General features: G+C 66.5%; 22 protein-coding genes and 1 pseudogene. 5 read left to right on the plus strand and 18 right to left on the minus strand.

Annotated features, from left to right (window positions below):
• The 3 genes and pseudogenes from AC5RVB_RS06880 to modA all read right to left on the minus strand — a co-directional run.
• Window positions 1-346 (minus strand): annotated as a pseudogene (locus AC5RVB_RS06880) (molybdopterin-dependent oxidoreductase); the annotation flags it as partial.
• Window positions 347-422: 76 nt separating this feature from the next.
• The gene (gene modB, locus AC5RVB_RS06885; protein WP_227929004.1) at window positions 423-1,301 is read right to left on the minus strand and encodes a molybdate ABC transporter permease subunit; all 879 of its coding nucleotides are present in this window, start codon (window positions 1,299-1,301) and stop codon (window positions 423-425) included.
• On the minus strand, window positions 1,301-2,074 hold the full coding sequence (modA, locus tag AC5RVB_RS06890) for a molybdate ABC transporter substrate-binding protein (protein ID WP_494142294.1): 774 nt from the start codon (window positions 2,072-2,074) through the stop codon (window positions 1,301-1,303). Before modA ends, modB begins: the two co-directional genes overlap by 1 nt.
• Window positions 2,075-2,112: 38 nt before the next feature.
• Here modA and moaA point away from each other — a divergent pair, with 38 nt between their 5' ends.
• Together moaA and AC5RVB_RS06900 are read left to right on the plus strand one after the other, a co-directional pair.
• Window positions 2,113-3,267: a GTP 3',8-cyclase MoaA gene (moaA, locus tag AC5RVB_RS06895; RefSeq protein WP_494142295.1), complete on the plus strand. Its 1,155-nt coding sequence runs from the start codon at window positions 2,113-2,115 to the stop codon at window positions 3,265-3,267.
• Window positions 3,268-3,528, plus strand: a complete 261-nt coding sequence (locus tag AC5RVB_RS06900; protein WP_227904417.1) for a MoaD/ThiS family protein — start codon at window positions 3,268-3,270, stop codon at window positions 3,526-3,528.
• Between the two features lie 72 nt (window positions 3,529-3,600).
• Here the strand turns inward: AC5RVB_RS06900 and AC5RVB_RS06905 are convergent, their stop codons facing one another.
• The 8 genes from AC5RVB_RS06905 to truB form a co-directional block, all read right to left on the minus strand.
• A complete protein-coding gene (locus AC5RVB_RS06905) occupies window positions 3,601-4,998 on the minus strand; it encodes a M16 family metallopeptidase (RefSeq protein WP_423723769.1) in 1,398 nt (465 codons plus the stop codon).
• Complete coding sequence (locus tag AC5RVB_RS06910; protein WP_227904416.1) at window positions 4,999-7,224, minus strand: polyribonucleotide nucleotidyltransferase; 2,226 nt, start codon at window positions 7,222-7,224, stop codon at window positions 4,999-5,001. It abuts the gene before it with no gap.
• A 352-nt stretch (window positions 7,225-7,576) separates the two neighbouring features.
• On the minus strand, window positions 7,577-7,846 hold the full coding sequence (rpsO, locus tag AC5RVB_RS06915) for a 30S ribosomal protein S15 (RefSeq protein ID WP_227904415.1): 270 nt from the start codon (window positions 7,844-7,846) through the stop codon (window positions 7,577-7,579).
• 133 nt (window positions 7,847-7,979) lie between these two features.
• Complete coding sequence (locus AC5RVB_RS06920) at window positions 7,980-8,963, minus strand: bifunctional riboflavin kinase/FAD synthetase (RefSeq protein ID WP_494142296.1); 984 nt, start codon at window positions 8,961-8,963, stop codon at window positions 7,980-7,982.
• Between the two features lie 101 nt (window positions 8,964-9,064).
• The gene (locus AC5RVB_RS06925) at window positions 9,065-9,769 is read right to left on the minus strand and encodes a DUF4345 domain-containing protein (RefSeq protein WP_227904413.1); all 705 of its coding nucleotides are present in this window, start codon (window positions 9,767-9,769) and stop codon (window positions 9,065-9,067) included.
• Between the two features lie 84 nt (window positions 9,770-9,853).
• Window positions 9,854-10,312, minus strand: a complete 459-nt coding sequence (locus AC5RVB_RS06930) for a hypothetical protein (RefSeq protein WP_494142297.1) — start codon at window positions 10,310-10,312, stop codon at window positions 9,854-9,856.
• Entirely contained in the window at window positions 10,309-10,683 is a 375-nt protein-coding gene (locus AC5RVB_RS06935; protein WP_227904411.1) for a hypothetical protein, read from the minus strand. Before AC5RVB_RS06935 ends, AC5RVB_RS06930 begins: the two co-directional genes overlap by 4 nt.
• Entirely contained in the window at window positions 10,684-11,592 is a 909-nt protein-coding gene (gene truB / locus AC5RVB_RS06940) for a tRNA pseudouridine(55) synthase TruB (protein ID WP_494142298.1), read from the minus strand. It lies immediately after the preceding gene.
• A gap of 74 nt (window positions 11,593-11,666) precedes the next feature.
• On the opposite strand from truB, the gene AC5RVB_RS06945 reads away from it, so the two are divergent.
• On the plus strand, window positions 11,667-12,851 hold the full coding sequence (locus AC5RVB_RS06945; protein WP_494142299.1) for a pyridoxal phosphate-dependent aminotransferase: 1,185 nt from the start codon (window positions 11,667-11,669) through the stop codon (window positions 12,849-12,851).
• A gap of 80 nt (window positions 12,852-12,931) precedes the next feature.
• On the opposite strand, the gene rbfA is transcribed toward AC5RVB_RS06945, so the two are convergent.
• From rbfA to rimP, 5 genes are all read right to left on the minus strand, one after another.
• Window positions 12,932-13,405, minus strand: a complete 474-nt coding sequence (rbfA, locus tag AC5RVB_RS06950; protein ID WP_227904408.1) for a 30S ribosome-binding factor RbfA — start codon at window positions 13,403-13,405, stop codon at window positions 12,932-12,934.
• Between the two features lie 144 nt (window positions 13,406-13,549).
• On the minus strand, window positions 13,550-16,468 hold the full coding sequence (gene infB, locus AC5RVB_RS06955) for a translation initiation factor IF-2 (protein ID WP_494142300.1): 2,919 nt from the start codon (window positions 16,466-16,468) through the stop codon (window positions 13,550-13,552).
• Between the two features lie 132 nt (window positions 16,469-16,600).
• Window positions 16,601-17,002, minus strand: coding sequence for a YlxR family protein (locus AC5RVB_RS06960; RefSeq protein WP_227904406.1), 402 nt, complete (start codon window positions 17,000-17,002; stop codon window positions 16,601-16,603).
• Between the two features lie 49 nt (window positions 17,003-17,051).
• Window positions 17,052-18,023, minus strand: coding sequence for a transcription termination factor NusA (nusA, locus tag AC5RVB_RS06965; RefSeq protein ID WP_290245339.1), 972 nt, complete (start codon window positions 18,021-18,023; stop codon window positions 17,052-17,054).
• On the minus strand, window positions 18,024-18,647 hold the full coding sequence (gene rimP / locus AC5RVB_RS06970; protein ID WP_423724618.1) for a ribosome maturation factor RimP: 624 nt from the start codon (window positions 18,645-18,647) through the stop codon (window positions 18,024-18,026). It lies immediately after the preceding gene.
• Between the two features lie 105 nt (window positions 18,648-18,752).
• On the opposite strand from rimP, the gene AC5RVB_RS06975 reads away from it, so the two are divergent.
• Window positions 18,753-19,946, plus strand: coding sequence for a DUF4439 domain-containing protein (locus AC5RVB_RS06975; protein WP_494142301.1), 1,194 nt, complete (start codon window positions 18,753-18,755; stop codon window positions 19,944-19,946).
• 30 nt (window positions 19,947-19,976) lie between these two features.
• Window positions 19,977-20,966, plus strand: coding sequence for an aminoglycoside phosphotransferase family protein (locus tag AC5RVB_RS06980; protein ID WP_494142302.1), 990 nt, complete (start codon window positions 19,977-19,979; stop codon window positions 20,964-20,966).
• A gap of 44 nt (window positions 20,967-21,010) precedes the next feature.
• On the opposite strand, the gene AC5RVB_RS06985 is transcribed toward AC5RVB_RS06980, so the two are convergent.
• Complete coding sequence (locus tag AC5RVB_RS06985; protein WP_494142303.1) at window positions 21,011-21,808, minus strand: sulfite exporter TauE/SafE family protein; 798 nt, start codon at window positions 21,806-21,808, stop codon at window positions 21,011-21,013.
• 6 nt (window positions 21,809-21,814) lie between these two features.
• On the minus strand, window positions 21,815-23,614 hold the full coding sequence (locus tag AC5RVB_RS06990; protein ID WP_290245342.1) for a proline--tRNA ligase: 1,800 nt from the start codon (window positions 23,612-23,614) through the stop codon (window positions 21,815-21,817).
• Window positions 23,615-23,648: the final 34 nt, after the last annotated feature.

Genomic DNA, 23,648 nt, shown 5'->3' on the forward strand with positions numbered 1-23,648 from the left:
CGAAGGCACCGAGGATCAGCGACCCGGCCGGCGGGCGGCGGAGCTCCAGCCATCCCGCGGCGACGGCGGCGAGGGCAATAATCAGCGCCATGCCGGTCAGGAGCGCGGCTTTGTCGGCCGTGCCGAACAGGGCGATCGCGGCGTCCTTCACCGGACCGGGAACGGCATCAATCACTACGGAGCCGACGGCGGAGACCGGTGACAGGGACGGGCTCAGGATCGCTGCCAGCAGTTCACCGGCAGCCACCCCCACCGCTGCGGCCACCAGCCCTGCGGCGATGGCCCATCCCGTGGTGTGCCGCGGGGTGGGACGCGGGGTGGGCCCGCCCCGCCGGGTTCGGTTCACGGCTGGTCCATTCGTTTGCAGGCCGGCATTCCCGGAGGCGTCACGGTGGAACGCAGGCCGTTCCTGGCGGTAAAGGTCATCGCGGCAGCAGCCGTCCGGTGCCCAGCCGCGCGAGCAGCAGCACCAGCAGGTACAGGGCAATTAGCATCAGGCAGATCCCCAGAGCCGCCTGCGGCTGGTTGGAGTTCAGGCTCAGTTCTATCTGCAGGGGCAGCGTCCGGGTGCGTCCCTCGATGCTGCCGGCAAAGGTGATGGTGGCACCGTATTCGCCCAGCGACCGGGCGAAGGCCAGCAGCGCCCCGGCCACAATCCCCGGCAGCGCCAGCGGCAGCGTGATGTGCCGGAGGATGGCAGTGGGGCCGGCGCCGGAGGTGGCAGCGGCCATCTCAATGTCCTTGTCCACGGCTGAAAGGCTGTTCAGCGAGGCCACCACAAAAAACGGAAGCGAGACGAATACCTGGACAATAACGACGGCGGCCGGCGAGTAGCCCACATCCACCCCGGCGGCGCCCAGCAGTTTGCCGGCAATCCCCTGCCGTCCCCAGAAATAGAGCAGGGCTATGCCCGAGACCACCGGTGAGAGCACTAGCGGTATCAGCAGCACTCCCCGCATCAGCTGGATCCAGGGCCCCTGCAGCTTGCTGAACAGGACGGCAAGCGGCAGCCCCAGCAGTACGCAGATCAGCGTGGAGCACAGCGACGTGGCCAGGGACAGCCCCAGCGCGGTGCGTGCCGCCCCGGAGCCCAGCAGTTCGGGCAGCGAGGTCCACGGAACGTTGAGCAGAAGCGCCGCAACGGGGCCGGCGCACAGCAGCAGCGCCATTGAGGCGGGAATCCACAGCCAGCCCGGAGTGGTGGCGCGTGCCTCCCGGCTGAGCGGCGCACTCTTCCCGGAGACGGAACGGCCGGGCATGCTGTCACGGACCTGTTCATCCCGCAGCGGTTTCAGGGACATCAGGCACCGTCCCCGGCGGGCACAAACCCGGCTTCTTCGAGGATGGCAGCCGCCTCCGGGCCGCGCAGCCATTCATAGAAGGCAGCCGCGGCATCGTTGCCGGCGCCAACGGATGTCAGGGCTGCCGGATACGGGTTGGGCGGAGCCTCGGGAAGGGCGAGATAGGTGACGCCGGAGTCCGCCGCGGCCAGCGCATCGGTGCGGTAGACAAACCCGGCGTCCGCCTGTCCGCTGGATACCTTGGTCAGCACCGACCGCACGCTGTCTTCCAGGCTCGGTTCGGCCAGGGGCAGGTCCGCGGTTTCGAGCACGTGGTCCGCTGCCCTGCCGCATGGAACTGCCGGGGCGCACAGCGCCGTGCGGATGCCGTCCGCCGTCACATCGCGTAACACTGCGACGCCAGCGGGGTTGCCCGGTGCCAGGGCCAGTACGAGCTGGTTGGTCGCCAACACGGTCTCCCGGGCCAGCTCCGGGCGCACTGGCTCCAGTGCCTCGTTATCGGCGGTGATGACGACGTCGGCTTTGGCGCCGGACTGGATCTGGGCCACCAGCTGACTGCTGGAGCCCACGTTGACGCGGAGCCGTCCGCCGCCGTCGTAAGCAGCGTCAAAGGTCTCCACCACATCGGTCAGCGACGACGCGGCAAAGACCGTGATCCCTCCGGGCCCCTCCCCCGGGCGGGCCCCGGAGCCGGCACAGCCAGCGGCCGTCGTGGCCAGCATCAGCGCGGCACACAGGGCCATGGTCCGGCGGGGCCGGATTACAAAGCGCATTTATAGAGCCTAACTGTGAAAGGGCGTAACCTCGAGGGATGGGAATACAGCTGGGAATGCCTGCCGTTGGACCTTCCCGCCTGCCTGCGGGATCCAATCCCGCAGAAACCAGTACACCAGACAGTCCGCCGGCCGCCGGGCACGGCGTATCGCCTGCGCTCTCCCCCGCGGACGGTCTGCTGGACAGGTACGGGCGGCGCGCCACTGATATGCGGCTGTCCCTGACGGACAAATGCAACCTGCGCTGCACGTACTGCATGCCGGCCGAAGGGCTGGACTGGCTGGCCCGGGACAAGGTCCTCTCCCGCGATGAGATTGTCCGTCTGGTGCGTATCGGCGTGGACCGCCTGGGGGTGCGCGAGCTGCGCCTGACCGGCGGCGAACCGTTGGTGCGTGCCGACCTGGTGGAGATTGTGGCCGGGATCCGCGCCAACCATCCGGACCTGCCGATCTCACTGACCACCAACGCTCTGGGGCTGGATAAGAAGGCACAGGCGCTCAAGGACGCGGGCCTGACCCGGATCAATGTTTCCCTCGACTCACTGCATCCCGACACGTTTGCCCAGCTCACCCGCCGCCCGATCCTGGACCGCGTCCTGCGCGGCGTGGAAGAGGCGGCGAGGGTCGGACTCGGCCTGGTGAAAATCAATGCCGTCCTGATGCGCGGAATCAACGACGCCGAGGCGCCGGACCTGCTGGAATGGGCCGTCAGCCGCGGCTTCGAACTGCGCTTCATTGAGCAGATGCCCCTGGATGCAGACCACGGCTGGACACGGGACGGGATGATCACCGCCGCCGAAATGCGTTCCCTGCTGGAGCGGGATTTTGTACTGACCCCTGATCCTCGCCGGCGCAACGGAGCCCCGGCCGAGCGCTGGGAAGTGCGGCGGCGGGCAACCCCGGACATCGTCGCCGGCACCGTGGGCATCATTGCCTCCGTAACGGAGCCCTTCTGCGCCGACTGTGTGCGGACCAGGGTTACCGCCGAAGGGAAGGTGCGCAGCTGCCTCTTCTCCCACGAGGAAACCGATCTGCTGGCGCTGCTGCGCAGCGGCGCGGATGATGACGCCGTGCTGCGCCGCTGGCAGGAAGCCATGTGGGGCAAGCCCAAGGCCCACGGCATGGACCATGCCGGGCTGGGGGCAGCGGATTATGTACAACCCGAACGAACCATGAGCGCGATAGGCGGCTAGGTGCTGATCCGATACTTCGGCGCTGCGAAAGCGGCAGCCGGCACAGAAGAAGAAACCCTCAACGAAGGACCCCTGCAGCTGGACCAGATGCTGGAGAAGCTGGCCGCTCTGCACCCGGACGCACCGGAGGGAACGCCGGTCCTCTCGACGGTCATAGGGCGCAGCACGTTTTTGGTCAACGAAGTGGCGGCAAGGGACAGGTCCCGCCTGCTCGGCCCTGACGACGTCGTGGATATCCTTCCGCCCTTCGCCGGCGGCTAGGCTGGCGGCTTCACCACACAAAAAAGGCACACCCGGGAGCGCCTGGCTCCGGGTGTGCCTCCTGCAGGAGAGTTAGAATCCCAGTTCCGCCGCGGACTCGAACGGGCCCACCACGGTGATGGTCCGGGGTGCAGCGGCCAGCTCGGCGGCCAGGGCCTGAACCTGCTCAGCAGTTACGGACTGGATCCGGCGCAGCGACTCATCAATGTCGATGAACTCCCCGCTCACCAGCTCGGCGCGGCCCAGCCGGGACATCCGCGAGCCGGAGTCCTCCAGGCCCAGCACCATGCCACCGGAAATCTGGCCCAGTGCCTTGGCCAGTTCGCCCGGCTCCACGCCGTCGGCAGCGAGCCGTTCGAGCTCGCTGCCCAGCAGGTCGATGACCTGGCGGGTCTTGGCGGGCGAGCAGCCGGCATACATGCCGAAGTAGCCGGCGTCCGCGTACGACGCCGAGAAGGAGTACGTGGAATACACCAGGCCGCGCTTTTCGCGGATCTCCTGGAACAGGCGGGATGACATACCACCGCCCAGAATGGTGTTCAGCACGCTCATGGCAAAGCGGCGGTCATCGGTGGCGGTCAGGGATGGGCAGCCCATCACAATGTTGGCCTGCTCCACCGGCCGGTTGAACACGTGCACACCTGCGGTGCCCGAGATCTGCGCCGGTTCGGTGTTGCGCCGCGGCGAGGGGGTGGCGGCCGGGTCCAGTTCCCATCCGGCCGTGCGGAGTGCCTGCAGGACGAGGTCGCAGACCTGGTCATGGTTCAGGCCGCCCGCAGCGGTGATCACCAGCTCGTCCGGCCGGTAATAACGCCGGTAGTGGTCCAGGACGGCCTCGCGCGAGACGCTGCGGATCGCTTCCGGGGTGCCGCCGATGGGGCGTCCCAGGGGGTGATCCCCCAGCACGGCCTCGGAGAACTTTTCGTGGCAGAGATCGGCCGGATCGTCATTGTCCATGGCGATCTCTTCAAGAATGACGTCGCGTTCCTGCTCCAGCTCTTCGGGATCCAGGACGGCGGAGGTGACCATGTCGGTAATTACGTCTATGGCCATGGGCAGATCAGTGTCCAGCACGCGTGCGTAGTAGCAGGTGCTTTCCTTGGCAGTCGCGGCGTTGGACTCGCCGCCAACTTCGTCAAAAGCTGAGGCGATGTCCATCGCCGAACGGCGGGTGGTGCCCTTGAACAGCAGGTGTTCAAGGAAGTGTGTGGAGCCGTGCCGGCCCGCGGCTTCATCCCGCGAGCCGACACCAACCCAGAATCCGATGGCCGTGCTGCGCTGGCCCGGCATTTCCTCCGTCAGGACCCGGACACCGCCGGGCAGCACCGATCGGCGCACAACGGCGCCTCCCGGAGTGCCGACCACCAGGGTCGGGTCGGAGGGCAGGGTGGTCAGCGGAAGCTGGACAACCGTCCCGTGCTCCTTCGAAGAAGGAGTCACGGGACGGTTTCCATCGGAAAAGTCCGGCATTTACTCTGCAGACTCGGTTTCTGCTGCCTCGGCGCCTTCGGCGTCATCGGCAACCACCGGGGAGAGAGAAAGCTTTCCGCGGTCATCAATCTTGGTGATTTCCACCTGGACCTTCTGGCCCACGGAGACAACGTCGTCGACGTTGTCCACGCGCTTGCCACCGGCGAGCTTACGCAGCTCGGAGATGTGCAGGAGGCCGTCCTTGCCCGGGGTCAGGGAGACGAAGGCACCGAACGTGGTGGTCTTCACTACCGTACCGAGGTAACGCTCGCCGATCTCGGGGACCTGCGGGTTGGCGATCGCGTTGATCGCCGAGCGGGCAGCCTCGGCGGAGCCGCCGTCGGTTGCACCGATGAGGACGGTGCCGTCATCTTCGATGGAGATGTCAGCGCCGGTGTCCTCCTGGATCTGGTTGATCATCTTGCCCTTCGGGCCAATGACCTCGCCGATCTTGTCCACGGGGATCTTCACCGAGATGATGCGCGGAGCGAACTCGGAGAGTTCGTCCGGAGCGTCAATGGCGGCCTGCATAACATCCAGGATGTGCAGGCGTGCTTCGCGGGCCTGCTTCAGCGCTGCTGCCAGCACGGAGGCGGGGATACCGTCGAGCTTGGTGTCCAGCTGGATGGCCGTGACGAACTCGGAGGTACCGGCAACCTTGAAGTCCATGTCGCCGAAGGCATCTTCGGCGCCGAGGATGTCGGTCAGGGCGGCGTAACGGGTTTCGCCGTCAACCTGGTCGGAGACCAGGCCCATGGCGATACCGGCAACCGGAGCGCGCAGCGGGACACCGGCATTGAGCATGGACAGCGTCGAGGCGCAGACCGAACCCATGGAGGTGGAGCCGTTGGAGCTCAGGGCTTCGGAGACCTGGCGGATGGCGTACGGGAACTCTTCACGCGAAGGCAGCACCGGAACCAGGGCGCGCTCGGCGAGGGCACCGTGGCCGATTTCGCGGCGCTTGGGCGAACCCACGCGGCCGGTCTCACCGGTGGAGTACGGCGGGAAGTTGTAGTTGTGCATGTAGCGCTTGCGCGTCACCGGGGACAGCGAGTCGATCTGCTGTTCCATCTTCAGCATGTTCAGCGTGGTGACGCCCAGGATCTGGGTTTCGCCGCGCTCGAAGATTGCCGAGCCGTGCACGCGGGGCAGAACCTCAACCTCGGCGGTGAGCTGGCGGATGTCCGTCAGGCCGCGGCCGTCGATGCGTACCTGCTCCTTGAGGATGCGCTGGCGCACAACCTGCTTGGTGACGGAACGGAAGGCAGCGGAGATTTCGCCTTCGCGGCCTTCGAACTTCTCGGCCAGCTCGGCCTTGACTTCGTCCTTGAGGACGTCGGCTGCGGCGTCGCGCTCCTGCTTGTCGGCAATGGAGAAGACCTGGGCCAGCTTGGCTGCGGCTGCGGCTTCAACGGCCTCGTACACGTCATCCTGGTAGTCCAGGAAGATCGGGAACTCGACGGTGGGCTTGGCGGCGCGTGCTGCCAGGTCCGACTGGGCGTCGCACAGGACCTTGATGAACGGCTTCGCCGCTTCCAGGCCTTCAGCAACGATCTCTTCGGTCGGGGCGGTGGCGCCCTCGTCCTTGATGAGGTTCCAGGCGTTGTCGGTGGCTTCGGCCTCGACCATCATGATGGCGACGTCGTCACCGGCAATGCGGCCGGCAACCACCATGGAGAAGACGGCGCGCTCCAGTTCGGAGTGCTTCGGGAAGGCAACCCACTGGCCGTCGACCAGGGCAACGCGGACGCCGCCGATCGGGCCGGAGAACGGCAGGCCGCTCAGCTGGGTGGACATGGACGAAGCGTTGATCGCGACGACGTCGTAGAGCACGTCGGGGTTGATCGCCAGGACGGTGACGACTACCTGGACCTCGTTGCGCAGGCCCTTGACGAAGGCGGGGCGCAGCGGGCGGTCCATCAGGCGGCAGGCCAGGATGGCTTCGGTGGACGGACGGCCTTCGCGGCGGAAGAACGAGCCCGGGATGCGGCCGGCAGCGTACATACGCTCCTCGACGTCCACGGTCAGCGGGAAGAAGTCAAAGCCTTCACGCGGGGACTTGCCGGCGGACGTAGCCGAGAGCAGTGCGGTGTCTTCGTCGATGTAGACCATTGCCGCGCCGGCTGCCTGCTGGGCAAGGCGGCCGGTTTCGAACCGGATGACGCGCTTGCCGTATTTGCCGTTGTCAATGACGGCTTCTGAGAACTGAATTTCGGGACCCTCCATATGAGAGCCACCTCCGTTTCTTCTGTGGGCGGAGGCACCCAGCATCGTTTCAAAACTTCCTTCCGCACGGCATGGGCCGTACGTTCAACACCCGGTCTTCGATCGAGGTCCACGGGCGGATATCTCCCGGAGACCACTACCGAGGACCGCGAATGCTGCGATGCTGGCTGACTCCTATGGTGTTTTGCTGTACTGCTTACTGCTTAGGTACTTCTTTGCGGGTCCCCGCAGCTGTACTGCAGGGACCGTTCGCGATTCAGACAGGTGCGCTTCCGGCTTTCCCGGTGTCCATGCCTGCCTGCGCAAAAGGCGGCTCCCCGTGCGGATGCACAGGTGCCGCCTTCCACAAAGACTATCGACGCAGGCCGAGGCGCTCGATGAGCGCACGGTAGCGGGCGATGTCGGTCTCGCGCAGGTAGGTCAGCATACGACGACGGCGACCAACCATGGCCATCAGGCCGCGGCGGGTGTGGTGGTCATGCTTGTGGGTCTTCAGGTGCTCGGTCAGGTCGAGGATGCGCCGTGAAAGCACAGCAACCTGAACCTCGGGGGAACCGGTGTCCCCTTCAGCCCGAGCGAATTCCCGAATGATCTCCTGCTTGACGGCGGGATCGAGTGCCAATGTAACTCCTAGAGTTGTGCCGTGAGGCCCGAGTCAGCACTTCGCTGCCGGGAATCTTTGTGTTCCTCGGACTCACGTCCTCAGACACAAAGAAATTCAGCCGCCACGGACCGCAGCCGAATTTGAATCCAGTTTACCCGGCCATGCCGCTTTCTGTCGAAAGGACGCTGCGGGTGCGTTCCACGTCCAGACGCATCTGCTCCACCAGGGCCTCCGGTCCGGTGTAGGCCACCATGCCGCGCAGCCGCTCCACGAATTCCACCACTACATGCTGGCCGTACAGATCAAAGTCCTCAACCTGCTCCGCGGGGCGGTCGATAACGTGCGCTTCAACCTGCCGGCTTACGCCCTCAAACGTCGGGTTGGATCCAACGGACACAGCTGCGGGCCAGCGGGCCCCGGACTCGTCCACCAGCCAGCCTGCGTAAATCCCGTCTGCCGGGATCAGCCCGGAGGCATCGGTGGCAAGGTTGGCTGTGGGGAAACCCAGTTCCCGGCCGCGGGCTGCACCGTGCACCACTTCTCCGCGCATCCGGTGCGTGCGGCCCAGCAGGCGGGCGGCAGTCCTGACGTCCCCTTCGCGGAGGGCTTCGCGGATCCAGGTGGAGGAGCAGCGCCGGCCGGTCTCCGGCCCGTCCGGCAGCGCGCCGAAATCATCCACGGCCTCCACGCCAAAGCCGAGTTCCCGGCCCAGTTCGCGCATGGTCTCCAGGTCTCCGGCATTGCCCCGGCCGAACCGGACGTCATGGCCTATGACCACGGTTTTGACGTGCAGGGCGTCCACCAGGACCGTGCGGACAAATTCTTCGGCAGTGAGCGCGGCCAGGTCGAGGCTGTAGTGCATCATCAGCAGTCCGTCCAGGCCGGTGTCCGCCAGCGCATGGACCCGGTCCACTGTGCCCATGATCAGTTCCGGAGCCGTGTCCGGACGGTGGACCTGGGCGGGGTGCGGGTCAAAGGAAATGGCTACCGCCGCGGCGTCCTGCTCACGGGCAGCTTTCACCAGCCGGGCCAGGACATGCTGGTGGCCCAGGTGCACGCCGTCGAAGTTTCCGATGGTGATTACTGTCGGACCAATGCCGGCCGGTACCTCCGCCAGGTCATTCCAGTAGTACACACAGGCTCCTTCAGAATTCTCCAGTGCCGGTCCAACGGCCGGTTCAGCCACCGGGGCGTTGGCCGCGCCGGGACCTATCCATTATGTCCGATCAATGCCGGTCAGCGGGCACCGCCGGCGGCTCCGGGCTCGGAGCCCCCGGTTTCCGGGGTTCCCTGCCCGCTGTATTCGCGGCGCAGTTCGCTGGTCTTGGCTATGAATCGGTGCCAGACGAGCAGCGCCGGCGGGAAGGCGAGTTCAACGATCATGAGCACAATGAAGGTGAAGTGCGGTGTGCCGGAGAACGCCCAGGACAGTACCCGGCCGATGCCGCCCAGGAAAACCATCAGGCAGACCAGCCACAGCATGTTGGCCCACTGGAATTTCACGGCAATGGCGACAAATGCGGCGCCCACACCCACCATCATGGCGGAGAAGAACCGGAACTGGCTTTCCAGTGTGGGGTTGACCTCTCCCCCGCTGCCGTCCGGCAGTCCGGCCGTTCCGGTAATCAGGTTGTAGAGACCGAACCCGGCCACCAGGACACCGACGCCGATGACCACCGTCCGGAACACACCCCAGTCATCGCTGGTTTTGTAGGGCTTGGCTGCCTTGGTGCGTGTACGGCTTTGCCCGCCACCCTTGGAGGGGCGGGCGGGCGCAGACCCCTGGCCTGCGGTTCCGCCCGGCTCCGAGCCCGTGCGGCTGCCTGCGGCTACCGCGTCCCGGGACTGCGGCCGTGCGGCTCCCCTGCCGCCGTCCTGCGGGGTCTGACGGCCGGGTGTTTCCCGTGGCGTTTCTCCGGGCGTTGGCGCTGCGTTGCTCATGGCTTCCCCTGACGAAATCGGCACTGCTGCTTGTTCCTGCCATCGTCTCACGCCGCCGCACCAATCAGGTAAGCATGCTTATCCCTATTGCCGGGCGTCGCTCCGGTGCCGGTAGAGCCACCAGAGACCGATTGCGGGAAGCACCAGCGGAACATACCCGTACCCGCTGCCGAACCCGGACCAGACGGTATCGTCCGGCAGCGCGGCGGGATCGAACAGGCCCAGGAATCCGACGGCGAGCACGCCCGCCATTTCCACCCCTACGGCAACAACCGACACCTTGTAGGCGGTGGGACCGGAGCGGGCCAGGCCTACCGTCGCCACAATGTAGACCGCTGCCGCGAAGGCCGAGAGCAGGTAGGCCAGCGGGGCATGGTCAAACTTGGTAGCGATCTGGAAGGCGGCCCGTGCACTGGCAGCCAGCGCGAAAATCGCATACACGGCAACCAGCAGGCGTCCCGGCCCGGCGTTGCGTGCTGCGGGCTCCGGGTTCTCCCCGTCGGGGAGTCCGGTGATCTTCCGGGATCCGGTGTTGCGGTTCATAGCAGGTTTACTCCATCCCAGATCTGCTCCATGCGGAACAGCATGACAAATACGGTGACCCCCACAGCCGAGAGCACTATGTTGCTCCAGCGGCTGCGGTCCATCAGTGACCACCAGACTGCGCCCACGGGAATAACCATGGCCGTCAGCAGGTAGCCCCAGAACTCCCACGCCTCCCCGGCAATCCCCTGCCCGCCGGCAAGCCGGACCAGCGAAACAACGCCATAGACCAGCAGGAACAGTTCCACGGCTGCCGCGGAGAGAATGGTCAGGTCATTCGGGCCCTGCTTCAGGATGGCCGCGCCGATGCACAGCACCACCGACACCAGGCAGACCAGGGAACCAATAATAAAAAGCGGATCCACGGCCATCTATGCTTTCTCGTTTCCGGGGGCGAACACCAGCAGGGCCTTGGCATGGTCACCCTTGTCTTCCAGCAGGCCCACCACGTGGCCCTGCGGGTCCATGGCGGCAACCGGTGCCGGCACGCCGCTTCCGGTGGCACTGATCCGGCGGCCGTGGGAGAGGTCATCCGCCTCCGCGGCGCTGAGGTGCCGGACCGGGAACAGGTCCGCGGCGGCGTCGTCGAGGTCCGTGACCCGCAGCTCTTCGGCCAGCTGCTCCAGCGTGGAGGCCGCTTCGATGCCGAACGGGCCCACCCGGGTGCGCCGCAGTGCCGTCAGGTGCCCGCCGACGCCCAGCTCCGCGCCCAGGTCCCGGGCCAGGGCCCGGATGTAGGTGCCGGAGGAGCATTCCACGGTCACATCGACGTCGCGCAGCTTGCCGCCCTTCTCCCGGCGGATGTCATGGATTTCGAACCTCGAGACGGTGACCGGCCTGGCCGGCAGGTTAACCTCGCCGCCGGCACGTACCTTGGCGTAGGAGCGTTCACCGTTGACCTTGATGGCGCTGACGCTGCTGGGCACCTGCTCAATGTCGCCGGTCAGGTTCTGCACGGCAGCCCGAATGTCCTCATCGGTCACCGCTGCGGCAATGGTTTCGGCAGTGATGTCCCCCTCGGCATCATCGGTCACCGTGGACTGACCCAGCCGGATAGTGGCCTCGTAGGTCTTGGTGGTGCCGACTATATAGGTCAGCAGGCGCGTGGCCTTGTTGATCCCGACCACCAGCACTCCGGTGGCCATCGGGTCCAGGGTGCCGGCGTGTCCGACCTTCCGCGTACCGGCGAGCCTCCGCAGGCGTCCGACCACATCGTGGCTCGTCCATCCCTGCGGCTTGTCCACAATAATCAGTCCTGAACGGACCTGCCCTGAATTCACGCCTTTCAGTATATGTTGCGACGCACTGCCTCCGGGGCACGCACGCTTTCGGGCAGCGGCGATAGCATTCGACTATGGCACAGCTTGCACCTCACGTCCGAAGCGTCCCGGCGAACCAGATCCGGGAGATCACCCAGGCGGCGTGGGCCCGGCCGGACTCCATTGTGCTGAGTATCGGCGAGCCGGGGTTTCCTACCCCGGGCCATATTCTGGATGCCGCGCGGGCCACGCTGGACCGCGACGAAACGGGATACACCCCCAACGCCGGCATTGCGCCGCTGCGGCAGGCGTTCGCGCAGCGTACAGGTGCCGGCATTGGCCGGGAGGTTGACCCGGGCAGGGTCTTCATCACCTCCGGGGCCCAGCAGGGACTGCATCTGGCCATGAGCGTGCTGCTGGACGCCGGGGACGAGATCCTGGTCCCCAACCCGGGGTATCCCACCTTCGCCATGACCGCCGCACTGCTGCACGCGGTCCCCGTGGAATATCCGCTCTACCCCGAACACGGGTTCCAGCCCCGCATCGAGGACATTGAAGCGCTTTTGACGCCGCGCACGAGGGTGCTCCTGCTCAACTCCCCCTCCAACCCCCTGGGCGCCGTGTTCAGTGCCGACCTGACGCGGGACCTGGTTGATCTGGCCCGGCGGCACGATCTGTGGATCATTTCCGACGAATGCTACGAGGCATTCACCTTCGACGTGCCGCACGTGAGTCCGCTGGCTTTCGACGGCGTGGACGGGGAACGCGTGATCACTTCCCTGACGCTGTCCAAGACGTACGGTCTGACCGGCCTGCGCATCGGTGCCCTGGTGCTTCCGGCCGGAATGGAGACGGTCCTGAACACCGTTATGGAATCCATCGTCTCCTGCGTCGCCTCCCCGTCCCAGTACGCGGCGCTGGCTGCCCTTACCGGCCCGCAGGACTATGTAGAGGAGGCGTCCGCGCACTACCGCGCCAACCGGGACGCAGCCTGCACGGTGCTGGATGAAAAGGGAATCAATTATCTGCAGGCCGAGGGGGCTTTTTACCTCTGGGCTGATGTATCCCATGTATCCGGTGGAAACGTACGGGACTGGACACTGCGTTTCCTGGACCGGCAGGGAGTGGCGGTGGCACCGGGGACGGCCTTCGGCTCAATCGGTGAAGGCTGGATCCGGATTGCGCTGTGCGGGGACCGGGCCGAACTGCTCGAAGGGCTCGGCCGGCTCCCCGGGCGCCCGGCGCTGCCGCAGCCGGTGCGGAAACGCTCAGCGGCTTAACGCCATAAGGGGTAGGAAACCGTCAGCGGTTTCCTACCCCTTATGGGCCCGGCGCCTGGGCGGGCCGGGGACATCAGGAACTACTTTGACTCGGTGTCCACCGAAGCGTCGGACTCGAGATCCTCGTCGAAGTCTTCCTCATCCTTGCGGTACGGGTCGGCGTCGCCTGCGTACGTGGCGCCTTCCTTCAGCGCCGCCAGTTCGGCGTCGCGTTCCTTCGCCGCACGGATGAGCTCCTCGAGGTGCCCGGCGTTGACCGGAATCTCGTCAGCCACGAATTCGAGCGTAGGCGTCAGCCGGACAGTGATGTTCTTGCCCACCTCCGCACGCAGGATTCCGCGCGCCGATTCCAGGGCGGCCTTCGTGTCAGCCTGCTGTGCTTCATCGCCAAAAACGGTGTAGTACAACGTGGCATGCTGCAGATCATTGGTGACCCGGGCATCGGTGATGGTGACGAAGCCCAGCCGGGGATCCTTGACCCGCCGTTCGAGCGCCTGGGCAACTACTACCTTGATTCGGTCAGCGAGTTTCGCAGCGCGTGCTGGATCTGCCATTACCTCTCCTTACCTGAGAACAATCGGGCACACAACGGCGCCGGCGAAGGCCGGGCGTTGTGTGCGTTTGCGGTGGGCCGCACCACGGCCGGAAAACCGGCCGGTACGGGGCCGCCGGTTTCCCGGCGGCCCCGGCCACGGTTGTTAGACGCGCGGCTTTTCGCGCATTTCGAAGGTTTCGATGATGTCACCTTCGCGCAGGTCGTTGAACGAGCCAAGACCGATACCACATTCGAAGTCCGTCCGGACCTCGGTGGCGTCATCCTTGAAGCGCTTGAGCGAGTCCACGGTGAGGTTCTCACCGATGAGCTTGCCGTCGCGGGTAACCCGCGCCTTGGCGTTGCGGCGGATGACACCGGAGCGGACGATCGAGCCGGCGATGTTTCCGAACTTGGAGGAACGGAAGACTTCGCGGACCTCGGCGGTGCCGAGCTGGACTTCCTCGTACTCGGGCTTGAGCATGCCCTTGAGGGCGAGCTCAATGTCATCGATGGCTGCGTAGATGACCGAGTAGAAGCGCATGTCCACGCCTTCGCGCTCGGCCAGGTCGGCAACACGCTCAGCCGGCTTGACGTTGAAGCCGATGATGATCGCGTTGTCCACGGTCGCCAGGTTGACGTCGTTCTGCGTGATGGCACCAACGCCGCGGTGGATGACGCGCAGCTGCACGCCTTCGCCGACGTCGATCTTGAGCAGCGAGTCTTCCAGGGCTTCAACGGCACCGGAGACGTCACCCTTGAGGATGAGGTTGAGGGTGTCAACCTTGCCCTCGGCCACTGCCTTGTCGAAGTCTTCAAGGCTGATGCGCTTGCGGCGCTTGGCCAGGGCGGCGTTGCGGTCCGCTGCCTCACGCTTTTCAGCGATCTGGCGGGCGGTCCGCTCGTCGTCGGTAACGAAGAAGGTGTCGCCTGCACGGGGAACGTTGGACAGGCCGAGCACCTGGACCGGGCGTGAAGGCCCTGCCTCGGTGACGTTGTCGCCGTTCTCGTCGAACATGGCACGGACGCGGCCGTGGGCCGTGCCTGCCACGATCGTGTCGCCGACCTTCAGCGTGCCGGACTGGACCAGCACGGTTGCCACCGCGCCGCGTCCCTTATCCAGGTTCGCTTCGATCGCGATGCCGCGGGCATCCTTATCCGGGTTGGCGCGCATGTCCAGGGCAGCATCTGCGGTCAGCAGAACGGCCTCGAGCAGGGCGTCGATGTTCAGGTTCTGGCGGGCAGAGACCTCAACGAACATGGTGTCGCCACCGTATTCTTCGGGAACCAGGCCGTATTCGGTCAGCTGGCCGCGGACTTTCTCCGGGTTGGCGCCTTCCTTATCGATCTTGTTCACTGCCACCACAATCGGCACGTTGGCTGCCTGTGCGTGGTTCAGTGCTTCCACCGTCTGCGGCATAACGCCGTCGTCGGCTGCGACAACCAGGACCGCGATGTCGGTGACCTTGGCACCACGGGCACGCATGGCGGTGAACGCCTCGTGGCCCGGGGTATCAATGAAGGTGATGGCGCGTTCGGTGCCCTCGTGATCGAAATCGATCTGGTAGGCGCCGATGTGCTGGGTAATGCCGCCGTGTTCGCCCTCAACAACGTTGGAGTTGCGGATGGCGTCCAGCAGGCGGGTCTTACCGTGGTCAACGTGACCCATAACGGTGACTACCGGAGGACGTGCTTCAAGCTCGTCGTCGCCTTCGGCTTCCAGCTCGGCCTCGAAGTCAATGTCGAAGCTGCTCAGCAGTTCGCGCTCTTCGTCTTCGGGGGAAACAACCTGGATCTTGTAGCCCAGCTCCTCGCCGAGGACACCGAAGGTCTCCTCGTCCAGGGACTGGGTGGCCGTTGCCATTTCACCGAGGTGGAAGAGCACGGTCACCAGTGCAGCCGGGTTTGCCTCAATCTTGTCGGCGAAGTCCGTGATGGACGCACCGCGGCGCAGACGGACAACAGTGTTGCCGTCGCCGCGGGGTACCGAAACGCCACCCAGCGACGGAGCTGACATCTGCTCCAGTTCCTGCCGCTTTGCCCGCTTCGACTTGCGCTGCTTGCCACGGCCTGCGCCGCCCTTGCCGAAAGCACCGGCAGTGCCGCCGCGTCCGCGGCCGCCCTTGCCGAAGCCGCCGCCAACGGGTGCGCCGCCACCGGTACCCGGGGCTCCGCCCGGTCCGCGGCGGGGTCCGCCACCGGCACCCGGACGGCCCGGGGCTGCCGGACGCTCGGTGCGGTTGGGCATCATGCCCGGCGTAGGCCGGTTTCCGCCGGCACCGGCCGGACGGGGTGCGCCACCCGGACGCGGTGCACCCGGACGGGGTGCGCCGGGACGCGGTGCACCCGGACGCGGCGCACCGGGACGGGGTCCACCTGCACCGGCAGCGGGACGCGGGCCTGCGGCACCGGGCGTACCCGGGCGTTCGGTCTCGTCACGGCGTCCACCCGGACGCGGCATGCCCTGGGAGGTGGCAAACGGGTTGTTGCCCGGACGCGGTGCGCCGGTTCCACGTTCGCCTTCACCCCGGCCGCGTGGCCGGGGCATTCCCTGGGAGGTGGCAAACGGGTTGTTGCCCGGACGGGGACCACCGGCGCCGGGACGCGGTGTGCTTCCGGGACGGGGTGCCTGCGAGGCGGGCTTCTCAGCCTCGGCTGCCGGTGCCGGGGTTTCCGTAGCCGGTGCGGGTGCGGCCGGTGCAGCCGTTTCAGCGGCAGGCGCTGCGGGAGCGGGTGCTGCCGGAGCCGGAGCTGCGGGTGCAGGGGCTGCCGGAGCGGCTGCCTGCTCGGCGGCCGGTGCTGCCGGAGCGGGTGCTGCCGGAGCCGGCTTGCCGGGCTTGGGAGATGAAGATGCTGCCGGACGCGGCGTGGAATCGCCGGCGGCAGGCTTGGCATCGGTCGCCGGTGATGCGGCGGCCTTGTTGTCAGACGCCGGGAAGGCGCCTCGAAGTTTCTTTACTACCGGGGCCTCAATGGTGGAGGAAGCGGAACGGACGAATTCGCCCAGTTCCTGCAGTTTTGCAACTGCATCCTTTGAGGTAATGCCGAGCTCTTTAGCAAGCTCGTGTACGCGGACCTTGGCCACATTTCTCCTGTCTCGGTCCGCACCGAGCCAGGTACGAACCGTCTATTTGCTGCGGGCTTCCACTGCAGTTACAGCGGGGCCCATCACAGAGCACAACAAAGCACTCATCGCTGGGTACTCATCGGGTTTCCATCAGATTTCTGACCCGCTTTCAGGTTGGACGGTTTCGAGGCCGTTCCCGGTCGGAACGTTCTCAAGGGCCTTGAACCACCGTTCAACGTCCGTTATTCCCGCCGGGCCCTTGAAGGCCCGGGGAAATGCCGATCGTTTCACTGCCAGTCGCAGGCATGCTGGGTCGGGATGCAACCAGGCACCCCTGCCAGACACGCGGCGACGTTCATCGACACGGACGGCGTAAACGCCTTCCATGCTGACACGCGCCAGCCGCAGCAGAACAGCCTGATCACTTTTTTTCCTGCACCCGATGCATGTTCGCTGCGGAACATGCGGGCGCCGGCGCTGCTCGGTTTCCGGGGCAGCGGCCGAAGCGGCTGCCGGTGCCTGAGCGGCGGAAAGTGATCCGGCCTTATACATTCTAGCGCCTTTCCTGCCCGGCGCCGCATCGGCTTCCGGCACTGCCGGCCTAGGAGGCCTTGGCGTCGGAAACGATGTCGATCCGCCATCCGGTCAGCTTGGCGGCCAAACGTGCGTTCTGGCCTTCCTTGCCGATGGCCAGAGACAGCTGGTAGTCGGGGACCACCACACGCGCCGCACGCATGTCCTCGTCCGTGATGGTCACCGAGTTAACGCGCGACGGCGAGAGCGAGTTGGCAATAAACGTCGCCGGATCCTCGCTGAAGTCGACAATGTCGATCTTCTCGTCGTGCAGCTCGTTCATAACGGCACGCACACGCGAACCCATCTCACCGATGCACGCACCCTTGGCGTTGATGCCGGGGACGTTTGCCTTGACGGCAATCTTCGTGCGGTGTCCGGCTTCACGGGCCAGGGCCACAATTTCCACGCTGCCGTCTGCGATCTCCGGAACTTCCAGTTCAAACAGCTTGCGTACCAGTCCCGGGTGGGAGCGGGAGAGCGTGATGGACGGGCCCTTGAAGCCGCGGCGCACATCCACGACAAAGGCACGCAGGCGGGAACCGTGGGTGTACTTCTCCCCCGGCACCTGCTCCGGCGGCGGCAGGAGCGCCTCCACCGATCCGAGGTTGACCTGGATCATGTGCGGGTTGTTGCCCTGCTGGATCTGGCCTGAGACCAGCTCCCCTTCGCGGCCCTTGAACTCGCCGAGGATGTTGTCATCCTCTACATCGCGCAGGCGCTGCAGGATGATCTGGCGGGCGGTGCTGGCGGCAATGCGGCCAAACCCGGCCGGGGTGTCATCAAACTCCCCCACGGCAGCACCGTCGTCGTCGACCTCCGTGGCCCAAATGGTCACGTGGCCGGTCTTGCGGTCCAGTTCCGCGCGTGCAGTGTCCTGCGCGCCGGTGGTCTTGTGGTAGGCAACCAGCAGAGCCTGCTCAATGGTCGGAATGAGCAGATCCAGGGGAATCTCCCGTTCGCGTTCCAGCAGCCTCAGTGCACTCATATCTATATCCATCTAGGCCTCCTCAGCTGTGGTTTCATCCGGGGCGTCCTCGCCTGCCGGGTCGTCTTCAAGGTGGGCGAATTCAACTTCAACGCGCCCCTTGCGGATGTTGGCAAACGGCAGGTGGACCGGGTCCCCCTGCTTGGCCTTCATCCCTTTCTTGACCGGGATTTCCGGTATCAACGTCACGCCGTCGTCATCGACGGAAACTATGCGGCCCATCATGTCGTCCCCGCGGCTTGCGGAGACCGAGACCATGCGTCCGACATTCCGGCGCCAGTGCCGCGGCTCGGTCAGGGGCCGGGAGACCCCGGGGGACGAAACCTCAAGGCTGTAGGGCCGGCCGTCGTCGTGGGGGTCATTGTCCATCGCGTCTGAAACGGCCTGCGCCGCTACGGAAATCGCGTCCAGGCTCACGCCGCCTGACTGGTCCTCCGGAAGATCCACCACAACATGGACCGTGCGGTGGGCACCGGCCATCTTGATTTCGATGTCTTCGAGGAAAAGGCCCTGCATCTGAACCGTGGGAGCCAGGTAAGTCTTGAGCCGCTGCGTCTCTGCGGCTACTTCCGCACGCATCGCATTCTTCCGATAATCCGATGACGTGTCTTTTTTGGGGTTGGGCCGAACCGCCATAGCTGCCTCCCACTAGATGTTGTTGTAATACCTAGACTACCGACTTTCCGCGACCGGTTAGGCATCGATGCAGACCGGAGCGGCTTCGTGACATCATCAGGTGTTGTGAAAAAGCCTGCCGAACGCCCCGTGAACCAGCCGGGGCACACCCGTACCCGGTCCCGGGCGGGTGCCGTCCTGGCCCGCGCTGTGTTGTTTATCGCATTGACGGCCGTGATCCTCAGCTTCGGCATGGTGGCCGGGACCCCGGGCGCGCGGGATGCTCCCCGCACCTTCTCGGAGACCGCGCTCACCGAGGCCCGCGCCTCGGCCCGCAGCCTGGCCGCTGAAGCCCGGGTGCTGGCGGAGGGCGCGTCCGGCCGCACCGCGGCAGAGCTGGAAGGGCAGGTGAACGTACTGCGGGAACAGGCCGCTCTGCTGGCCGGTCCGGGCAGGGATACGGGCAGCGGACACCGGTCCAGTACCGAGGAACCCCTGTTTCCCTCCGGGGCCGCCTCCGAACCGGCGGCGGGACGCCAGGCAGTGGATTCTCCGGACGCGGAAACACAGGCCGCCGAACGCTATCTCCGTCAGCTCGCAGCGTCGGCCCGGACCAGCCTGCATTCGGCCTGGCGGGCCGATGCCGGCACCGCACGCCTGCTTGCCTCCACCGGGACAGCCCAGCAGGTCCTGGCTGAGCGGACGGCGGACCTATACGCCCTCGATGTCCCCGAGGCAGGCCCGGATGCCGGCCTCACCGGGACGTCCGCCGCGCCGGCCAGCGCAGGGACTGCTGCTTCGAAGGCGTTGAACGGATCCGACAGTTCCGGGAAGGACTGTCCGGACCAAGCCGGGTCCGGCACCGTTGCGGCGGCACCGGAGAAGGTCGACGCCGCGGCAGCGCTGAACGCGGTCATCGATGCGGAACTGGGCACCGCCTACGCCTATGAGGTGGCGCTGGCACAGGACCCGCAGGCGGGTGAATACGGCGCGGAATGGCGCCGGCTGGCCCAGGCCCATGAAGCGGGCGGGACGGCTGCGGTACCCTTCCTGGCCGATGTCTGCCTGCCCGTGGTCGCGCCGGTGGCAGCCTATCGCCTGGACGGGGATTTCCTGCAGGATCCCGCAGGTTCCCTGCCGCTGCTGGAAGAGCGTCTGCCCTCCGTCTACGCTGACCTGGTGGCGTTGTCCGAGGGCGCGCTGCGTGGCTGGGCCATCTCGCGGCTGGGCACTGTCTCCACGGACCTGTACCGTGATGCGGAAGCCGTTCCGGCCGCCCCGGGCCTGGCGGCAGTGCCCGATGATCTGCCGTGGAACTGATTTCCCGTCCCCAACTGCCAGGAGGCGCATATGGCACCGGCCGTCGTCGTACCTGATGCCCTGCGCCGGCGTTATCTCGGAAGCAGGGCCGGGCGCACGTGGCTTCAGGAGCTGCCGGACCGCGTAGAGGCGGGGCTGGCCGCCTTCCGGCTGGTGCCGGATCCAGCCGCCGGCGGGCAGGCGTGGCACGGCCACGGCGCCCTGGTGCTTCCCGTACTCTCCACGGCCGGCAGTCCGGCTGTCCTCAAACTCCCGTTTCCGCATCCGGAGGCGGCGACGGAGGCTGCTGCCCTGCAGCTGTGGAACGGCCGCGGCGCCGTCCGGCTGTTGGACCAGGACGCTGCGGGGACCTGCCTGGTGCTCGAACGCCTGAACCCGGAGCGGACGCTGCTGGATGTGGATCTGCCTGAGGCGGTGCGCATTTGGGGTTCGCTGGTGCGGGTGCTGAGCCTGTCGGAAACCGAGTCGCCGCAGTGGGCCGCCATTCCGTCACTGGCTGAACGGGCCGAGCAGCTGTCCGATGAACTGCCGGCCGACTGGGACGCCCTGGACCGGCCCTTTGAGCGCTGGCTGCTGGAGGCCGCCCTTGAGGTGTGCCAGACCCGCGGTGCCGTGGGCAGGCGCTCCGCCGGCGATGTGCTGGTGCATGCGGACCTGCACTACGCCAATGTGCTGGCCAGGCCGGGTGCCGGCGGGGATTATGCCGCCATTGACCCGCAGGCGGTGTTCGGCGAGCCGGAGTATGCGGTGGCGCCTATGTTGTGGAACCGTCTGCAGGATCTTGACCCGGAGGCGCCCGAAGATGCCCTGCTGGCGCGGCTGGAAGGGCTCTGTGCAGCCGCCGGACTGGACCGCAGTGCGGCGGTGGACTGGAGCATCCTGCGCGAGGTCGCCAACGCCCTCGAGTATGTCCGGCTCGGATTGAGGGCAGATGCCGCCCGTTCCGTGTGGGTGGCCTCGGCGTTATCCGGCCGCCGCCATCCGGGCCTTCCGGCGGTTCGGGACCTGCCGGCGGCGTAGGCGGGTCCGGCCGGGCTGTTGCCCGGCCGGACGGTAGACCGGGCTCACCCGCCGAAGTTCTCCGCCCACACGTCGTGGCCGAGCTTGATGATCAGCGCGCCCACCACCACCAGGAAAACCACGCGGATGAACCTGCTGCCCTGCGTCACTGCCATGCGGGCGCCAATGTAGCCGCCCACCATGTTGGCCAGGCCAAGCACCAGTCCCAAGCCCCACAGCACGGAGCCGTGCGGCAGGAAAAATGCCAGCGCTCCGATGTTGGTGGCCATGTTGACGATCTTGGCCTTGGCGCTGGCTGCGAGGAAGTTGTAGCCCAGCAGGGCAACCATGGCAATGATCAGGAAGGAGCCGGTGCCCGGCCCGATCATGCCGTCGTAAAAGCCAATCACCAGCCCGATCCCGGCAGCCGTCGCATAGTGGCGGCGGCCGGAATGCCGGAGCTTCGTCAGTTCGCCCACGGTGGGCTTGGTCGCGGTGAAGATGGCTACGGCCACCAAAGCCGCCACAATGATCGGCTTGAAGACCGATGACGGCAGCGACGCCGCCACCACGGCGCCGCCCATGCTTCCGGCGAGGGCAACGCCGGCCATGGGCAGTGCTGTCCGCAGGTCCGGATGGGCGCGCCGGTAGAACGTCACCGCACTGGTGGTGGTGCCGAACACTGACCCCATTTTGTTTGTCGCCAGCGCCTGGACCGGACTGATGCCCGGTACCAGCAGCAGGGCCGGGAGCTGGATCAGCCCTCCCCCGCCTACTACGGCATCAACCCAGCCGGCGGCCAGGCCTGCCACCAGCACTAGCGCGATGGTGGCAAGCGTGACTTCCTCGAGACCGGAAACCACCCGAGGCTACTGCGCGGCGGCGCGGCGCACGTACTCCACCGCTTCGGCCACCGGCACGTTCTCGGCAACACCGGTGGCGCGGTCCTTGATCTCCACCACGCCGTCAGCCAGTCCGCGGCCAACCACCAGGATGGTCGGAACGCCGATGAGCTCGGCATCACCGAACTTCACGCCCGGGGAGACCTTGGGACGGTCATCGTAGATAACCTCCAGCCCGGCGGCCTCCAGCGCTTCGGAGAGCTCTGCAGCAGCAGTGAAGATCTCCTCGCCGCGGCCGGTGGCCACCACGTGGACGTCCGCCGGAGCCACGGAACGGGGCCAGATAATGCCCTTCTCATCATGGTTGGACTCGGCCAGCGCGGCCACGGCACGGGTAACACCCACGCCGTAGGAGCCCATGGTGACGGTCACCAGCTTGCCGTTCTTGTCCAGGACCTTCAGGCCCAGGGCCTCGGCGTACTTGCGGCCGAGCTGGAAGATGTGGCCCATCTCGATACCGCGGGCAGCTTCAAGGGCTCCGGATCCGTCCGGGGCTTCGTCGCCTTCGCGGACCTCCACGGCCTCGATGACGCCGTCCCAGGTGAAGTCGCGGCCGGCCACCAGGCCGATGACGTGCTTACCGGGCTGGTTGGCACCGGTGATCCAGCTGGTGCCGGAGACCACGCGCGGATCCACCAGGTAGAGCAGGCCCGTGGCGGACTCGGTGCCCAGCACCGGCTCTTCCACAGACAGGCCCGGGCCGATGTAGCCCTTGACCAGGCCGGGGTGCTTCCTGATGTCTTCGTCGGTGGCTGCCTCGACGTCCAGCTCGCCGCCGATCTCCACGTGCGCGGCAATGTTCGCTTCGATGCGCTTGAGGTCCACTGCACGGTCACCGGGCACGCCGACGACGACGACGCGGCGTTCGCCGGTCGGCAGGGTCACGGCCAGGACCACGTTCTTGAGGGTGTCAGCAGCGGTCCACTCCCCCTCCGCGCGCGGGAAGCGGGCGTTGACGTCCGCCACGAGGGTCTCGATGGTGGGGGTGTCCGGGGTGTCCACCACCTTCGCTTCGGGCGCCCCGGCGTAATCGATGTCGGCCGGAACAACGGTGGTGACCGCTTCCACGTTGGCAGCATAACCGCCGGCGGAACGGACATACGTGTCCTCACCCACCGGGGTCGGGTGCAGGAATTCCTCGCTCTTGGATCCGCCCATGGCGCCGGAGACGGCGGAGACTACCACGATCTCCAGGCCCAGGCGCTCGAAAATGCGCAGGTAGGCGCCGCGGTGCGCCTGGTAGCTGGCTTCCAGGCCTTCGTCGTCAATGTCGAAGGAGTAGGAGTCCTTCATGATGAATTCGCGGCCGCGGAGCAGGCCGGCGCGGGGGCGCGCTTCGTCGCGGTACTTGTTCTGGATCTGGAACAGGGAGACGGGCAGGTCCTTGTAGGAGCTGTACAGGTCCTTGACCAGCAGCGCGAACATTTCCTCATGCGTGGGGGCCAGCAGGTAGTCGGCGCCCTTGCGGTCCTGCAGCCGGAACAGGTTGTCGCCGTATTCCGTCCACCGGTTGGTCGCTTCATAGGGTTCGCGCGGCAGCAGGGCCGGGAAGTGGACTTCCTGGGCGCCGATCGCTGCCATTTCCTCGCGGATGATGGTCTCGACCTTGCCCAGCACGCGCAGGCCCAGCGGGAGCCAGGAATAGATGCCCGGAGCAGCGCGGCGGATGTAGCCGGCCCGGACCAGGAGCCGGTGGCTGGCGACGTCGGCGTCGGCCGGGTCTTCGCGCAGGGTGCGCAGGAAAAGGGTGGAGAGTCGAAGGACCACGCGAGGAATCCGTTTCTGCAGCTGTACGGCTGCA

The sequence above is a fragment of the Arthrobacter sp. Y3225209 genome, assembly GCF_059090685.1.

What these genes read in the sequence shown, in the direction of transcription:
- modA (WP_494142294.1), bottom strand. Translation starts at nt 2,074, where the DNA reads ATGCGCTTTGTAATCCGGCCCCGCCGGACCATGGCCCTGTGTGCCGCG.
- AC5RVB_RS06935 (WP_227904411.1), bottom strand. Translation starts at nt 10,683, where the DNA reads ATGGCCGTGGATCCGCTTTTTATTATTGGTTCCCTGGTCTGCCTGGTG.
- AC5RVB_RS06930 (WP_494142297.1), bottom strand. Translation starts at nt 10,312, where the DNA reads ATGAACCGCAACACCGGATCCCGGAAGATCACCGGACTCCCCGACGGG.
- modB (WP_227929004.1), bottom strand. Translation starts at nt 1,301, where the DNA reads ATGTCCCTGAAACCGCTGCGGGATGAACAGGTCCGTGACAGCATGCCC.
- AC5RVB_RS06960 (WP_227904406.1), bottom strand. Translation starts at nt 17,002, where the DNA reads ATGTATAAGGCCGGATCACTTTCCGCCGCTCAGGCACCGGCAGCCGCT.
- rbfA (WP_227904408.1), bottom strand. Translation starts at nt 13,405, where the DNA reads ATGGCAGATCCAGCACGCGCTGCGAAACTCGCTGACCGAATCAAGGTA.
- nusA (WP_290245339.1), bottom strand. Translation starts at nt 18,023, where the DNA reads ATGGATATAGATATGAGTGCACTGAGGCTGCTGGAACGCGAACGGGAG.
- moaA (WP_494142295.1), top strand. Translation starts at nt 2,113, where the DNA reads ATGGGAATACAGCTGGGAATGCCTGCCGTTGGACCTTCCCGCCTGCCT.
- rimP (WP_423724618.1), bottom strand. Translation starts at nt 18,647, where the DNA reads ATGGCGGTTCGGCCCAACCCCAAAAAAGACACGTCATCGGATTATCGG.
- AC5RVB_RS06910 (WP_227904416.1), bottom strand. Translation starts at nt 7,224, where the DNA reads ATGGAGGGTCCCGAAATTCAGTTCTCAGAAGCCGTCATTGACAACGGC.
- AC5RVB_RS06905 (WP_423723769.1), bottom strand. Translation starts at nt 4,998, where the DNA reads ATGCCGGACTTTTCCGATGGAAACCGTCCCGTGACTCCTTCTTCGAAG.
- AC5RVB_RS06980 (WP_494142302.1), top strand. Translation starts at nt 19,977, where the DNA reads ATGGCACCGGCCGTCGTCGTACCTGATGCCCTGCGCCGGCGTTATCTC.
- AC5RVB_RS06925 (WP_227904413.1), bottom strand. Translation starts at nt 9,769, where the DNA reads ATGAGCAACGCAGCGCCAACGCCCGGAGAAACGCCACGGGAAACACCC.
- AC5RVB_RS06945 (WP_494142299.1), top strand. Translation starts at nt 11,667, where the DNA reads ATGGCACAGCTTGCACCTCACGTCCGAAGCGTCCCGGCGAACCAGATC.